Annotated in this window: 14 protein-coding genes; 5 read left to right on the forward strand and 9 right to left on the reverse strand. The window is 48.4% G+C overall.

Going from position 1 to position 14,739, the window contains the following annotated elements; all coding sequences use genetic code 11:
• Window positions 1-409 precede the first annotated feature (409 nt).
• Window positions 410-1,381, forward strand: a complete 972-nt coding sequence (locus tag WFI24_RS11400; protein WP_336760817.1) for a Gfo/Idh/MocA family protein — start codon at window positions 410-412, stop codon at window positions 1,379-1,381.
• A 172-nt stretch (window positions 1,382-1,553) separates the two neighbouring features.
• On the opposite strand, the gene WFI24_RS11405 is transcribed toward WFI24_RS11400, so the two are convergent.
• Window positions 1,554-3,272: a methyl-accepting chemotaxis protein gene (locus WFI24_RS11405; RefSeq protein ID WP_336760819.1), complete on the reverse strand. Its 1,719-nt coding sequence runs from the start codon at window positions 3,270-3,272 to the stop codon at window positions 1,554-1,556.
• Window positions 3,273-3,565: 293 nt separating this feature from the next.
• On the opposite strand from WFI24_RS11405, the gene WFI24_RS11410 reads away from it, so the two are divergent.
• On the forward strand, window positions 3,566-4,252 hold the full coding sequence (locus WFI24_RS11410; protein WP_336760821.1) for an HAD family hydrolase: 687 nt from the start codon (window positions 3,566-3,568) through the stop codon (window positions 4,250-4,252).
• Window positions 4,253-4,348: 96 nt separating this feature from the next.
• On the opposite strand, the gene WFI24_RS11415 is transcribed toward WFI24_RS11410, so the two are convergent.
• From WFI24_RS11415 to WFI24_RS11435, 5 genes are read right to left on the reverse strand one after another with little or no spacing between them, the layout of a single operon-like run.
• Window positions 4,349-5,527: a YheC/YheD family endospore coat-associated protein gene (locus WFI24_RS11415; protein ID WP_260870930.1), complete on the reverse strand. Its 1,179-nt coding sequence runs from the start codon at window positions 5,525-5,527 to the stop codon at window positions 4,349-4,351.
• A gap of 36 nt (window positions 5,528-5,563) precedes the next feature.
• On the reverse strand, window positions 5,564-6,670 hold the full coding sequence (locus WFI24_RS11420; RefSeq protein ID WP_336760823.1) for a YheC/YheD family endospore coat-associated protein: 1,107 nt from the start codon (window positions 6,668-6,670) through the stop codon (window positions 5,564-5,566).
• Window positions 6,670-8,043, reverse strand: a complete 1,374-nt coding sequence (locus WFI24_RS11425) for a YheC/YheD family endospore coat-associated protein (RefSeq protein WP_145319586.1) — start codon at window positions 8,041-8,043, stop codon at window positions 6,670-6,672. The genes WFI24_RS11420 and WFI24_RS11425 overlap by 1 nt, the downstream gene beginning before the upstream one ends.
• Window positions 8,044-8,103: 60 nt before the next feature.
• A complete protein-coding gene (locus tag WFI24_RS11430; RefSeq protein WP_336760826.1) occupies window positions 8,104-9,294 on the reverse strand; it encodes a YheC/YheD family endospore coat-associated protein in 1,191 nt (396 codons plus the stop codon).
• A gap of 32 nt (window positions 9,295-9,326) precedes the next feature.
• Window positions 9,327-10,694 carry a YheC/YheD family endospore coat-associated protein gene (locus tag WFI24_RS11435; protein ID WP_336760828.1) on the reverse strand — a complete coding sequence of 456 codons (1,368 nt, stop codon included), beginning with the start codon at window positions 10,692-10,694 and terminating at the stop codon, window positions 9,327-9,329.
• Window positions 10,695-10,930: 236 nt separating this feature from the next.
• Between WFI24_RS11435 and WFI24_RS11440 the strand changes: the two genes are divergently transcribed.
• The 3 genes from WFI24_RS11440 (at window position 10,931) to WFI24_RS11450 (ending at window position 13,242) form a co-directional block, all read left to right on the forward strand.
• A complete protein-coding gene (locus WFI24_RS11440; RefSeq protein ID WP_036609862.1) occupies window positions 10,931-11,278 on the forward strand; it encodes a YlbF family regulator in 348 nt (115 codons plus the stop codon).
• Between the two features lie 96 nt (window positions 11,279-11,374).
• Complete coding sequence (locus WFI24_RS11445; RefSeq protein ID WP_211175452.1) at window positions 11,375-11,662, forward strand: hypothetical protein; 288 nt, start codon at window positions 11,375-11,377, stop codon at window positions 11,660-11,662.
• Window positions 11,663-11,907: 245 nt separating this feature from the next.
• Window positions 11,908-13,242, forward strand: a complete 1,335-nt coding sequence (locus WFI24_RS11450) for a DRTGG domain-containing protein (protein ID WP_145319575.1) — start codon at window positions 11,908-11,910, stop codon at window positions 13,240-13,242.
• Window positions 13,243-13,388: 146 nt separating this feature from the next.
• Here the strand turns inward: WFI24_RS11450 and WFI24_RS11455 are convergent, their stop codons facing one another.
• The 3 genes from WFI24_RS11455 to WFI24_RS11465 all read right to left on the reverse strand — a co-directional run bounded on the left by WFI24_RS11455 (window position 13,389) and on the right by WFI24_RS11465 (window position 14,664).
• Window positions 13,389-13,730, reverse strand: coding sequence for a YtpI family protein (locus tag WFI24_RS11455; RefSeq protein ID WP_336760832.1), 342 nt, complete (start codon window positions 13,728-13,730; stop codon window positions 13,389-13,391).
• Between the two features lie 94 nt (window positions 13,731-13,824).
• Window positions 13,825-14,313, reverse strand: coding sequence for a hypothetical protein (locus WFI24_RS11460; protein WP_336760833.1), 489 nt, complete (start codon window positions 14,311-14,313; stop codon window positions 13,825-13,827).
• A gap of 21 nt (window positions 14,314-14,334) precedes the next feature.
• Window positions 14,335-14,664, reverse strand: a complete 330-nt coding sequence (locus WFI24_RS11465; RefSeq protein ID WP_026081169.1) for a YtrH family sporulation protein — start codon at window positions 14,662-14,664, stop codon at window positions 14,335-14,337.
• Window positions 14,665-14,739 lie beyond the last annotated feature (75 nt).

Consider the following 14,739-nt stretch of genomic DNA (forward strand, 5'->3'; position numbering starts at 1 on the left):
GCGGGACACCTCGCTTCATGAAATAGGTTATTTGAACCATACGCATATTCCATTTGTTGAATGCAAGTCGTTATCTGAGGTTGTAAGAGGAAATATATTCTTGTTATTAGGAAGAGTATCTTTTTTTGTGGTTTTTTGTCAACCTATTTTATAAGTCAAATATCCTGATTCTTAAGTTGGTAACGCTTAAATTGTTGCTGGATAAAGCAAAAATGAATGGTTATATATTCATGCAACAAATTACCCATTCAAAGATCAGATACAAATAATGTAAAATAGTGTCTGGAAATGGTGATTTTCAGTCTGGAAAATGACATGGCAGCAAGAGGGACATCTCTTTTTCGCATTCGTGTATTGCGTTGGCAATACTTTGCTTTCTGCTATACTGGAATGGATTGGGGTGAATGGAATGACAGTGATTAAGATGGCTCTGATTGGGCTGGGTAAAATGGGATTACATATGGTTCATCAAGTCGAGAATACGAAGATGGACACGAAGATTGAGATTGTTGCAGTGTGTGATGCGAATGAGGAAAATTTGACGGCTTTTGCAGCTTCCCATGCGGGGATTAGTACGTATACGGATTACAAGCAACTCATGGACGAACATCAGATGGATCTGCTGTATATTGCAGTTCCGCCGAAATTTCATTATCCGGTTGTCATGGAAGCGCTGGAGCGCAAAATTCATGTATTCTGCGAGAAACCACTTGCCAATAGTGTAGTAGAAGCCAAAGAGATGCTGGATGCAGCGCAACAGGCGGGCGTCGTTCATGCCATCCATTTCTCTATGCCGCATGAACCTTCCGTGCTGAAGTTGCAAGAGATGATTGAGCAGAGTACTGTGGGTGCGATTCGCAAAATAGACCTGATTCTGCAATTCCCGCAGTGGCCACGATCATGGCAACAGAATGCATGGATTACGAGCCGGGAACAGGGTGGGTTTATTCTTGAAGTGGGGATTCACTGGATTCATATGATTCAAAAGGTGTTTGGTGCCATCCGGGTAGTGAGCACTCAGGTTCATTATCCCGAGAATGGAGACTGTGAACTTGAAGTACAGGCTGCTCTAAAGTTGGAAGACGGAACCCGAATTCAGCTAAACGGCATCTCTCAATTTGCGGGGGAAGAACGTGTATCCATGGTGGTGTACGGCACGAACGGAACGATTGCCCTGGAAAATTGGGAAGAATTGAAGACTGGCCTGGTGGGGCAGCCACTATCTCCGGTGGAAGTACTTGAATCCGCCAGTGAACTGCCTGTACTTAAACATGTCATTGCCCGTATACAAGGCAAAGCAGCTAAGATATATGACTTTAACGATGGGTATCAGGCACAGCTTGTGCTTGAAGCGTTGCGGAATACGGAACAATCAGGATAAGAAAAGGAGAGCTGATTCAATTCGAAGTCCCTGATGTACCTCGAATTGAATCAGCTCTCCTTAACACCAAGAAGCAGCAGAGGCTCATGTGAGCCTGTCCGCGATGCTTCTTTCCTTAGATATATGCACAAGATATAACTATAAAGATACTCAATCAGTAGGTTGAATCGGGTTACGCAAGCTTGAATCGTTTAACCAGCTGATCGAGCGAATCGGACATTTCATTCAACTGCTTGGATGTGTCGGACATTTCCTGCAGAGAAGCAAGTTGTTCCTCCGTCATGGCGGATACTTCTTCCGTAGCTGATGCAGTATCCTCCACAACAGCCGATACCTCGTTAATGGACTTCATCACGGTTTCGCTGCCGGAAGTCAGCTCTTCTACAACAGCGGATACCTCCAGTACTTCACCACTGAGGTTATGAATATGCTGAGTAATCGTTGAAAAAGCATTGCCTGCATCTTCAATAGTTCGCAACCCTTCATTCACATGCAGAGTGCTCTCATCAACCACCTGCACTGTACTTTGAACACCCGCTACCACGGTTTCCAATATACTTGTGATCTCTTTGGCTGATGTTGCACTTTGGTCTGCAAGATTACGGATTTCCGAGGCAACGACGGCAAATCCGCGTCCATTTTCCCCAGCACGAGCAGCTTCAATTCCGGCGTTAAGTGCGAGCAGATTGGTTTGTCTCGCGATACCTGACATTGAATCTGCAATGTTGATCACTTGATCAGACATCTTCGAAATTTCATTAATGGCTCCCTGTACAGAGAGGAAAGATTGCTCAATGGAACTCATTTTGCCCACAGCATTATCGATGCGCTGTTGCCCATCTACGGCAATGGATTCGGTACGCACGGCACGTTCAGCCACGTCAGCAGCAGAGGAGGCGACACGATTAAGTCCTGTGAGAGATTGCTGCATTGCAGCTACCATCGTTTGAGTGAGAGCTACCTGTTCATCAGCGCCTTCAGCGACGCGTTCCATGGCAGTGGCAACCTCTTTTCCAGCAAGATGGCTATCGGAGACCCCTTTATCCAATCGATCCGAAGCAGTACTCAGAATCATAGCATTGCTCTGAACGTCAAGCATCATTTGCTGCAAACCAGCGAGCATCGTATTGGCTGCCTCCGCGAGTTCACGGGTTTCGTCTTTCATTGGCGTGGCAATTCTCAGCGTCAGGTCACCATTGGAAGAACCGATGTCATTCAGGGCCTGCTTCACGGTACGGATGTTTTTAACAATGGCAAGGGACAGGACTAACGCAGTGATGAACGAGATGATGGCGACCACGATAAGTGCACCATAGAGTTCCAAGTTCAGGATTGTGTTTTTCCGCTTAAGTGCTTCTGTACGGGTATCGGTCAACGTAAGTTCGTTGGTACGAAACGTATCCAGGGAGGCGCGAATCTGGTCCATGTCTCGTTTACCAGGATCATCGGCAAAGAAATCTCGAATGGCTTGCGTATTATTCGCTTGGCGAAGGGCGACGACCGGTTCACCAGCGATCTGTATCCAGTTCTCCATGTTACTATGTATGTCTTCCAAAAGTGCAGTTTGGGCCGGGTTGTCCGAAATTAATACCGCAAGTTCATCTTTGAGAGTAATCAGTTGTTCTTTTCCTCTGGTGTAGGGATCGAGGTAATTATCCTCACCCGTGATGATGTAACCACGTTGTCCCGTCTCCATATCTACCATGCTTCTTTCTAGTTCATAAGTCAGGGCGTGTACTCTCATATCGTGATCAACCAGAAAATCAAGCTCCCGTTGAAGCTGACTGGTACTGTTCTGAATCAGAAGAATGCAACCAGCCAGTACAGCCAGTACAAGTAAATATCCTAATCCGATCTTATAAAAAATCTTGAAGGTCCTACGCGTATTCATGTTTGTTATTCCTCTCTATGGGGTATATGTAATTGTCGAAAACACTGGAAATGTGAGTTTTTTAGGTCTTTAGATTAGGTGTCTAAAGTACTATTTTTAAGTATTATACGTAAAGCAATCTATTTTGTACATAGTTTGTTGAACTAAAATATAAGGTTTATTGAGTTTGTATAAGGTTGAGGTTGTCGACTGTTTTACAATCGTTGGTTTACACGTTCAAACGTTATGTTTATCATGGAAAGGGAACGATTCCAACTACATATATATATCCCAATCCGAAAGGAACATTGGACATGACCAAAGAGACAGTATTGCTCAAACCGGAAGCGATGATTTTTGACATGGATGGTACGCTATTCCAGACAGAAACCTTGTTGTTGCCAGCCTACCAACAATTATTTGATACATTGCGTGCCGAAGGGCATTTTGAAGGAGAAACACCACCAGAGGAACGGATGCTCGGAAGCTTGGGCATGTTGCTCGAAGATATATGGAAAGTCGTGATGCCTGAGGCTTCGGAAGCGGCACATCGCCGTGCAGACGAACTGCTGCTTCAACTGGAGATTGAGGGGCTTGATCAAGGCAGCTCCCAATTGTATCCGGGGGTGAAAGAAACGCTGCAAGCATTGAGAGACCAAGGAGTGCGACTGTTTGTCGCAAGTAATGGGCTGGAGGACTATGTCAAGGGTGTTGCGTTTGCACACGAGATCATGCCTTTCTTTGAAGGCGTATATAGTGCAGGCCAATACAAGACTCCCTCGAAGATCAACCTGGTGCAGATCCTGCTGGAGAAGCATCGAATTCAGGACGCCTGGATGGTAGGAGATCGCTCCTCAGATGTGGAAGCTGGTAAAATGAACGGTCAGACGGTCATTGGCTGTGCCTATGCAGGATTTGGCCGTGATGAAGAGCTGGCAGGCTCGGATGCGCTGATCTCTGATTTTACAGAACTGCTGCGTCTGTATGATGAAGCAGAATAAGCCAGTCAACGATTAAGAACGTCAGTAATCATACGAGAGCGCCCAACCCCGTGATGTGTCAGAGGGTTGGGCGCTCTTTTATTCGTGATCAACAGATCATCTCTTTTTGCGTGCCTTCTTCAATGCAGATGTTCTGTTGCTTGCAAGCCGGGTGGTTCTGATTTGTTTGACCGGGCGACTAGCCTGGTTACGGTACACCCATAAGGCATAGTCCAGTGGCTGAGTAATGGCCTTATAATAGATATCCCGCTCACCAATGCGAGCGAATACTTCACGTGCAGGCTTCGGATTAACTTCGAGCAAGTAGATCCGTCCACTTTTGTCAATTGCCAAATCCAGTGCCAACTCGCATAAGTCCCCATACGTATCTTCCAGAAACGAAGCGACATCAATGCCGAATTTCTCTGCAGTTGTGCTAATTTCTGCTCGGAGGTCCTCATCAGCAATCCATTGTTTCATGAGTCGATTCATGGCTACAGCCTGACCGCCGCCATGCAGATTGGAGGTTACACTTTTCTCTGCACCCATACGTCCTGCACATCCGGTAAGCTCCCATTGTCCTTCACCGTTCTTCTGAACGAGCATGCGGTAATCATGCACACGCCCATTCGGAAGCTGAAGTTGAATGCCCTTCTGCACAAGATATTTGTCTTTCATGTTCCAGTGCTGGAGCAGCGCCCCGAGACGTGATAAATGGACTTTGCGTGGCGTGATAATCCGACGCTTCTGATCCCGTCCCTGTACAAGTACCGTATTGGCCTCACTACTACTGCGTTCAACGCGCAGAATACCACGTCCGCCAGTGCCGTTAATCGGTTTGAGGTAGACGAGAGAAGACGCTTTGAGCATCCGGTTCACATCGGACATATCCTGAAATAACACCGTTTCTGGCAGGTGTTCGCGAAAGTTGGCTTTTTCCGAGAGGGTCTGATGAATGGTCCATTTATTGCGCAGTGGTCTGTTCAGAAAGAGCAGGTGCCCATACTTTTCACGAAACGCAAGAAGTTGCTGGAATCTGCGGTTGCGTTGAATCCGGCAGCGATCAAAGATCAGATCCGGGAATGATCGCCATTCCCGTGACCAACCTTTTCCCTCATGAAAAACCATCGCTTCAATCTGTTTGCCTCCCGGATGTACGTCGGCAGGTGTGAACACATAGATATCGAGTCCCCGCTTGCGCCCCTCAAGAATCATTCTGCGATAGATGCTTCGTTCTTCAAGAGCGCGATGTTCATTCAAGTACAACGTCATGATGCCCAGAACAGGTGAGGACACAAACAATCACCTTCTTTTTGCAAGTATTCCTGTCTATCATCGTTTGGACTGACGGGCAAGATAGGCGCTGTAATGAAATATGCGTTCCAGTGACCGCCGTCTGATCTGTGGTTCATCGAACTTCATGGGCTTCGCATTGGCTTCAAAGAACCAGATTTCCCCCAGGTCATCAATGCCCAGGTCCATGGACATCTCTCCGAGCGTGTAACCCGATCCTCGTTCCACCTGTCTTGCGATCATCAATGAAGTGGATTTCACACGTTTCATCAGGGTGGTTGTCATTTCTTCACCAAAAAGTTCAGTCAGCAGCTTCTCCGGATCCTCTACGCTACCGCCGCGCGGCACATGAGTTGTGATGCTGCGGGAGCCAGCGAGTCTCGCACCTACACCGGATACGCTCCATTGACCCTTGCTGTTCTTTTGAACAAGAACACGCAGATCGAAGGGACGTTTACGAGAAGAGGCCAGTTCAATGCCTTGTTGCATGATATAGGGCGTACGTCCGGTCTCTTTGCGAATTCGTGCCCATAACTTGGAAAGTGTAGCCGTCTTATAGGTCGTGTTTTTCCGTGTGGTCTGAATTTTCAGCCGATAGGGAAGGCGCTCTTTTTCTTGGAATTTAAGCATCATGATTCCTTTTCCAGCTTTGCCGCTCTCGGGCTTGAGGTACAAATAGGGATATGTCCGTAGAACGGCACCCAGAGAAGAAGCACTTCGCATCCGCCGAGTATAAGGGATCAGTTGCTGAGTCGATTTGGATTTTTTGAGCCATTCGAACAGATTCCATTTATTGAAGAAGAACGGGTTATACAGTTCGATTCCAGACTGCATACATTCGTCAATTTTGCGCTGAACGGAAGGTTTTCCTTCGTCTTCCCGGTTGGGAATACGATTGTACAGCACATGGGGAAGGGGGAAAAGCTGTGAAACCCACTTTCCACTCCCCTTGTTGTACGTGTATCCTTTCACGGTGGGACCACTTACGTCCAGATCCCGCACAGTTACAACGTACACCACATATCCCATACTCTCGCCTGTCTGCACAATATCCTGAAAATTTTGATGATTCCCCCTGAACATCCGCTGATTATCATGCATGGTCAAAACAGCAATGACAGGTTTGAAATCATCATGAAGGCTCATCAAATGCCTTCCTTCTTCCGGAACTTGCTCAAATACAGGCAGTGTTCCAAAATGTGCTCCACCGACGATTTTCCCTCCACCCGGAGTGAAGGGTGACGGAAAATGGAGCGCCCGGGTTTGGCGTTCGCTTCGAACATCCATACATGTTCCTCCTGATCAATGCCCAGATCAAAGCCAATCTCACCAATCAGATGCTGGTGCTGAGTTTCAATCGCCTGGGCCAGTGTAATAGCGACGGACTTGGCATGTTGAAGAACTTCTCCCGCACGATCGCCGAAGTTGCGACTGAGCGCCTGCTCCGGAGTCATTAGGGAGCCACCATTTTTGATGTGTGTTGTGACGCTGCCACGCCCTGCCTTCTTGGCGCCAATCCCGACAACAACCCATTGATTGTTACCATTTTTATGCATGTGAAAACGAAAATCAATTGGACATTCATCAATCTCGATCAGCCGTATTCCCTGCTGAACGACATATCCGCGAAGTTGTTTACCATGTCTTCCCTGAAGCATACGCATCAGACTGTTGAAAGATCCGAAGCGCAGGAGTGCGTTGCCGCCTTTTTTACGATAACGTGCGAAATATCCACGTTTGGGCGAGTAGGTCAGGCGATAGATCCCGTTCCCCAGACTTCCGGCAGTAGGCTTATAGTAGACAAACTGATGGCGTTCCAGCATTTCTTTCATCTGTTCCACCGACGGGTTGGTAATCGATTCAGGGATATACCGTCCTGCTGCCGGCTCGTTCTCCAGCAACGTATAGATATCCGATTTGTTGAAGAAGCTCCAGTTGAAGAACGGAATTTTTCGACGAACAAATCGTTCCCGCAGCTGGTTGATTGCTGGTGAGAAGTCTGAGCGTCTGCTCGGCAATCGGTTGTAGACAACATCGGGCAGAGGTACTGTTTTGCGTGTGAAGCTTCCGTTATCATTCAGGAAAAAACCGGATACGGTCTCGTTCTGCCAATTGATATCCCGAGGAGTAAAGGCGTAAATGTAGGATTTACGGCTACCTTCACGGAGCAACTGTTTGATGAAACCTGTACGGGAACCGAATGGGTTGGTGCTTGTCGAAGGCCCGTCGGAGAGTACGCCGATCAGTGGGCCTAACTGAACTTCATCATTTTGCAAGTTACGGAGATAAATACTGCCCCTTTTGGGAACATTCATCAGATTACGGATACCTGAGGCGAGATAGAGATGTTTACCTGCTTTTTTGATTGGTTTGATCGTCGCAGGCACCCGGTCACGCCCGAAGCGCAGGTGCACCGTTTTTTTGCCGGACAGGTTGAGGCTCTTCATTAAAGCGTTGGATACATAAACCACTTTATCCGGTTGCTTGGTGAAATGCAGATTGCAAAAGGTCAAACTCATGATTTATCCTCCTATCCTGAAAAGATCCTTGTGCTCCATGGCAAGCGGGCGCTGCGGGCCTCAGCCGCCGTGAATCGGGATGGGTTTCAGGCCAGCTTTGCTGGATGTATTCGGCATTTTCATTGGACGAATGACGTCCGTGAGAACATGTTGTTGCAACAGATAACGGGCATAGGCAAGCGGACGGGTATATGTCAAGGCATGCATGTGTCGGTCACCCGCTTCTGCGAATGAGGTACGGCCTGGTTTGGAGTTGACCTCGATCAGCCAGAGTTGGCCCTCTGCATCTGCTCCAAAATCAAGCCCCAATTCAGCTAGCCTGCCGAAACGGCTCTCCAGCAGGGTGGGGATAAGAGCGGCAGTCTGCTGTAGGCTCTTGAGCAGAGCTTCCGTGCGGACCGTTCCATATCGCTGGAGCAAATAGGCCTCCGCAGGATATGCCCTTCCTCCTCCGTGAAGATTGGATGTAAGCGAACCCTGGGGTCCTTCTCGTACCATACATCCGGTAAGCGTCCAGCGACCTTGCCCATTCTTTTGCATTAGAGCCCGTATGTCGAACGCTCTTCCGTGATGGCTAAGGTCCAGATACGGCTGTACGATCATCTTGCGCTCAGACTGATGTAATTCCAGCCAGGAAGATACAGCCTGGGTATGATTAAATGTAAGATAAAATTGCTCATTGTTCGCGTTGCGACCCTCCGCGATCCAAGTTGACGGAATCGCGCCGCGAGACAGGCGAAAGGTATTCTTGCCATGCGTCCCTGAAAGAGGTTTGAAGAACAGTCCCATGGGCCAATGTTCCAGCCATGTTTCCCAAGGGATATGCAATCCTATCCGGGTTGTGGGTGCAAGGCGTGCCCGCAATTCAGCATTCCGGGACAACACTCGATGTACCTCCCATTTTCCTGGCAGGGAAGCGGACCAATAACGGTGTTTATACGCACCATTGGCGGATACCTTTTTCTCAATCTGTTGTCTGACGCTCCTGGGGAGGGGACGAAGACAACGATCCATGATAAGGTCGAGTGCAGGAATGGGGACCACCTTCCACTTCCCTTGGTCATAGGCATATCCCCTTTGAAGAGGGTAAGGGTCTGCATCAACCGATATAGGAATCACAATAACCTGAAGGTCATATCGCATACTTCCCACACTGAGACGACGGCAGAAAAGTTCATCCGTGAAGGGAGGCGAGCCTTCGGTTGCACGTACCAGAATGGCCAGGGTCTTGGTCTGAGATGAGGGAAACATTACGCTGCACCTCTCTTCAATGGGATAACTTTTCAAAAACCGGCCAAGTACGTAGAGTATTCAAGCATGGCTTTGACGGAAGGACGAATCTTGCTCTCACTCAGTGGTGTATTATCATTCTTGGAAGGTTTCGAGTTGACTTCGAGCAGCCATACGCGTCCAGTGGAGTCCAGGGCCAGATCAATACCCAGTTCTCCAAAGTGGGCAGGGATGGCACTCTCGATCCCTTTTGCGATATCCAGTGCTGCGGTGTGCAATCCTGCATATGCGGAAGCTTTGGCAGATCCGGACAACTGTGTTTTGGCAACAGCTTCCTTGACGGTGCTGAGGCTTCCACCGCGTGCCAGATTGGATACGTAGTGACTCCCACCAGCAATCCGGGCTACGATGGAGGTTACACTCCATTTTCCCGTGCGGTTTTTTTGCACGAGTGCACGGAAATCCACGGGTCTGCCACTGTGATCAATGAGAGTCAGCCCTTGCTGGATCTGGTAACGCGTTGTTTTCATTTTTCCAGACATACTGGCATACAGTTTATCCAGAGAAGCATACGTTTGTTTCCGGGTACCCCCGACACCAGTCGCCAGAGTCAGGAAACTTCCGTCCGTCTGACGTGAGACCCGGATGATGCCTTTGCCCAATGAACCACGTACTGGCTTGAGAAATACAACCGGATGTCGATTGCACATCGTCTTGAGCATGGTGGATGTCTTGAGCAAATGCGACTCGGGAAGAACTCGTTTAAGCGTTGAAATGGACTTGAGTGCATCAAATACTTCGTTTTTGTCCAGAAACTTTTCGTTGAAGGTTTGCGTGCCGTAGAGCGATTTTACTTCTTTCATAAAATGCTGTACGCTAGGTTTGTTCTCAAGCTTGCGTGACGTTAGCCGGTTATTGACGACGTCTGCTACAGGCAGAACAGTCTTTTTCCAGCCGTCATCATACACCCAGCCTTTCATATAACCCGTTACCGCTCCAATATCCTCCGGTGTGAAAAAGGATACATAGGCGCCTTTCTTACGGCAGGCGTTCACCAGTTCTTGACAGAACATCGTGATGGAGCCAAAGGGCCGATCGGGCTGATCGGGATAATCCTGGCTAACCAGAACACTGATGTAGGGTCCAAGGCGAAGCGTACGGCTGGCTGAACGATAGGATACCCGCAGGACCGAACGCGGAACAAGGCCGGTCTTGCTGGCAACCGTCTGATTAATGCGCAGCCCGTCATACTTTGGTACCGGAATGACAGTGACTTCACGGCGGAAAGAGCCGAATTGCAGCTGAAGTGGCCTTCCTGAAGGGATCTTAAGCGACTTGAGTACCCCTTCGCCCAGCATGATGACGTCGTCCTGCAGGATGCCCGAGCCGGTAACCTGAATCGTTACTTTTTTAGTGGACATCACGGATCTCCTTCCGGGCGGCAACTTGATGTCTGATCTCGAAGTTGAACGGCATCTGAACATGGCATGTGCTTCATCATATGAGGACATATAACCCTTGGTGATTGACCTATATGGATTAAATGCATTTGATTCGAAGCAGGTTATGGATGGCCTGTTTCAGATCGTCCTTGTTTGACAGCGGAGAAAAGCGTGTATTAACACGGATGAACAAACCAATCTGAGGAGGAATAATAGTGAACATTTATGACAAAGCCAATGATTTGGCCAAAGCACTGAGAGAAAGCAGCGAGGTGGAAGAGATTACTTCCGCGATGAAGCTGATTGAAGCTGATCCGGATGCAAAAGCAATGCTGGATAACTTCCGTGATCAACAAATGGAATTGCAACAACGTATGATGAGCGGGGATATGCCGGCTCCGGATGAGATGGAGAAAATGGAAAAATTGTTTGAAGTACTGAGCTTGAATCTGAACATCCGTCGTTTGTTTGATGCCGAGCGTCGTCTCAGTGTGATCATTGAAGACGTGAACAAAATTATTGCAGACAGCCTGGGTCATCTGTATGGTGGCGCAGAAGCGTAAACGCTTGTCTTGTTTTTCTTACTGAACCTTTCATATTACCTCCTTATCGTTCATAGACTAGACATATAGAGTCGATCAAGAACGAAGGAGCTGTGAATGGTGAAGAGGTTGAAAAAAGCAAAACATGTGATCTATCTGCTTATCGCGTTGTCGATGCTGGTTATTGCACTGCCGCGAATTTCATTTGCCGGAGGAATGGACTGGGTTAATATTTTTGGCATCGTATGGGTGCTGTTCTCTTTATTAATCGTTGGCGCACATCTGCATTTTATTCTCGGTGTGGATGAGGAGAAGAAGCGTGCGCTGGAAGCCGTTCGTCGGGCGAAACTGCGGCAGTGGGAAATGAAGCTGCTGGACAAGCAGGAGCGGAGCAAGTCTGTATAAAGGATAGAATGACAATCCGTATGCCAGGGCCAACAGAGTTGGTTCTGCCTTTGGAACAAGACCGGATTCCCTTGCACATAAGGGGCCGGTCTTTTTGGTACATACAAGGATCAGGGAATAATCGGAAGATTGAATTCAAGCAGCCCATTTCCCAATAAGAATGGGATAGGAAGTGGGGTTATTTTCCTAACGGCGTGTTATAATAGGTACAGTATAGTACAGATGCATCTTCGGGGGTGGTACAGATGGACGGGCAGGAAGAGAACGTAACGAAGCACGAACAGTTACTGCAACATATTGAACAACTGAAAGTTGGCAGTAAAATATCGGTACGTGGACTCGCGCGAGAGCTGGGTGTAAGTGAAGGGACAGCTTATCGTGCGGTGAAAGAGGCGGAGAACTTTGGGCTGGTGGTGACGAAGGAACGAATTGGGACGGTGCGGATCGAGAAGAGACCTCGGGGCATGTCGGAACAGTTGACCTTTGCTGATGTCGTGACCATTGTGGAGGGGCATGTACTTGGTGGAAACGATGGCCTCGCCAAACCGCTGCACAAGTATGTGATCGGTGCGATGAAAGAGCAGGCGATGGCCCGGTATATTGATGCTGGAAGTTTACTGATTGTGGGTAACCGGGAAGATGCTCACTCGCTTGCCCTCGAACAGGGAGCTGGCGTGTTGATTACTGGTGGCTTCGGGACAAGCCGTGAAGTAAGAATCATGGCGGACGAGCTTGGGCTACCGATTATCTCATCCAGACATGATACATTCACCGTGGCTTCAATGATTAACCGTGCGATCTTCGACCGGCTGATTAAGAAAAAAATTATGCTCGTTGAAGATATTATCGGTCAGAAACCTCGCCTGCAGGTGTTGAAGGTCACCAGTTCAGCCGCAGATTTTCATATGCTGGTGTCAGAGACGGGTGAACATCGCTTCCCGGTCGTGGATGAATGGAACCGGGTCATCGGGATTGTGAGTCTTAAGGATGTCAGTGAGCTTACAGCAGATCAGAGTATTGAGAAATGCGTGATACGCCGCCCGATTACGGCCTCATTGCAGACCTCTCTCGCTTCTGCTGCCCAGATCATGACGTGGGAAGGCATCGACTTTCTGCCCATCGTGGATCGGAACCGCAAACTGATTGCGTCCGTCACACGCAAGGAAGTGCTGCAGGCCATGCGGGATGCTCAGAAGCAGCCCCAACTGGGAGAGACGTTTGATCATCTGATTTGGAATGGGTTTGCCGAGGAACGCGGAGAACAGAACGAACTGTTATTTCACGGATTCATTATCCCACAGATGGCTACGGACTTGGGTACGATCTCGGAAGGTGTTCTCTTGAATGTGATGACCCAGGCCGGCCGGCGGGCAGCCTGGGATGTTACAGGGAACGATCATGTGGTGGATAATGTGACGACGTATTTTGTGCGACCGGTGCAGATTGAAGATCAGATTCTGGTTCGACCGATTATTCTGGAAACCAGCCGTCGAACATGCAAGATGGATATTGTGGTTACCCGCGAAGGCAGTGTGGTATGTAAAGCGGTCATGACATTGCAATCCATTGACCATGCCTAACAGGGAAATTAAGCCGTGCATAGACAAAGAGAGTACCCCCTAACCCGAGAAGATCTACTGAATTCCGCATAAGTGCGTGTTCAGTCTTCATATGGTGTAGGGAAGTACTCTCTTTTTTTACATAACGATAGGGTGGTCCTAGTGAATCATGCAGATTGTCCTGAGGTTTTGCTGATTCCATTCTGCGAACGTTGTTGAAGCCGGGCATAATAACTGCGGTTGCGTATTCCAGCAAATACATTGTATGCCCCCATAATTAGAAATAGCGCTTCCACAATGACAGATACGGTAGAACCCGTGAACACAAACATCAGGATCAGGGCAAGGATAATAAGCATGCCTCCCATCCAGATATTCGTCCAAGAGCGGTAAAGACCAGCGCTGGCCGCATCCGAGGTTCTGCGTGAACGAATGCTGTTCAGTGCGGCAAAGACCATGGCAACAGCAAAGATAGCGATCAGAGCATATTTGAGTACATCGATGAACACCAAGACGCAGCTCCTTTTCTGGAAAGCTTTTACTGCCCTTATTGTACCATGCACTGATGAAGACAAGGGCAGTTTTTTTGCTATTATCCCATCATTATACAGGAACGTGCAGGCGAATCTGTACCCATACTTGCAACACGCCTTCCATAACCAGCATCGTTTTCACCTGAACGGTATACTCTTTTTCCCTAACCGTATATACTTTCTGATTTAGCATGATTCGCGTCATTTTGCTATACTCGTCGATGTTGAATACATCTCTGCCCCGAAGTACCTCAAGTTCGTCCCCGAGCTTCTGTAACATCACTTTCAGAGAAGCCTCGTCCGGCCCCTTATCGGATTCTTCTGCACGGACCTTGATTTCCTTGATAACGGTTTGGCGTTTACTGTATTTTTTCAGCGTTTTGATGTCCTCCTCATTCTGATGCAGCTGAAGCTGCAGCTCCTGATTGTTCAGCCACAACGCATTGTAACTCAGGTGAAATACCCCATTGTAGACGACACATCCAGCGATCATTCCGAGAACAAATACAGCGGTCATTCGCATCAGCGGGCGGTAACGGGAGAATGGCGGAATTCTCATGAACGCTGTTCCTGTCTCATGTTAGCTCCGGCCTCCGCCGCACACCCATTTCACCAATTCGGTTCCCATATGCGCACCCATAAAAGCAGAGATCAGATACAGAATTTGTTTGACCGCCGGAGACAGGTTACCATCCAGGAAATTGCTCTCGATGACACGCATGGGATCGATGGTGCCGCCGACAGCAGCTGCGAGTGCCCATATCTTTATTTTCCCGGAAATATCGAGCATCGTCTGTGTCGGAGGCTGAAGAGAGATCACTGCTCCAATACCGCCGATCATCGCGCCGCCCAGCACGATCCCAAACGCAATAAAGAAATCAAGTATGGCTTTGGACAAAAATGTGCTCATTGGCAACACCCCTTTCAGACCCAGCAGCACACCTCCTGTCGTTGGTCTGTAACAGGGGGAGCGGCTTGTACTTCT

The sequence above is a fragment of the Paenibacillus sp. USHLN196 genome (genome assembly GCF_037144955.1).
Lineage (GTDB): Bacteria > Bacillota > Bacilli > Paenibacillales > Paenibacillaceae > Paenibacillus > Paenibacillus xylanexedens_C.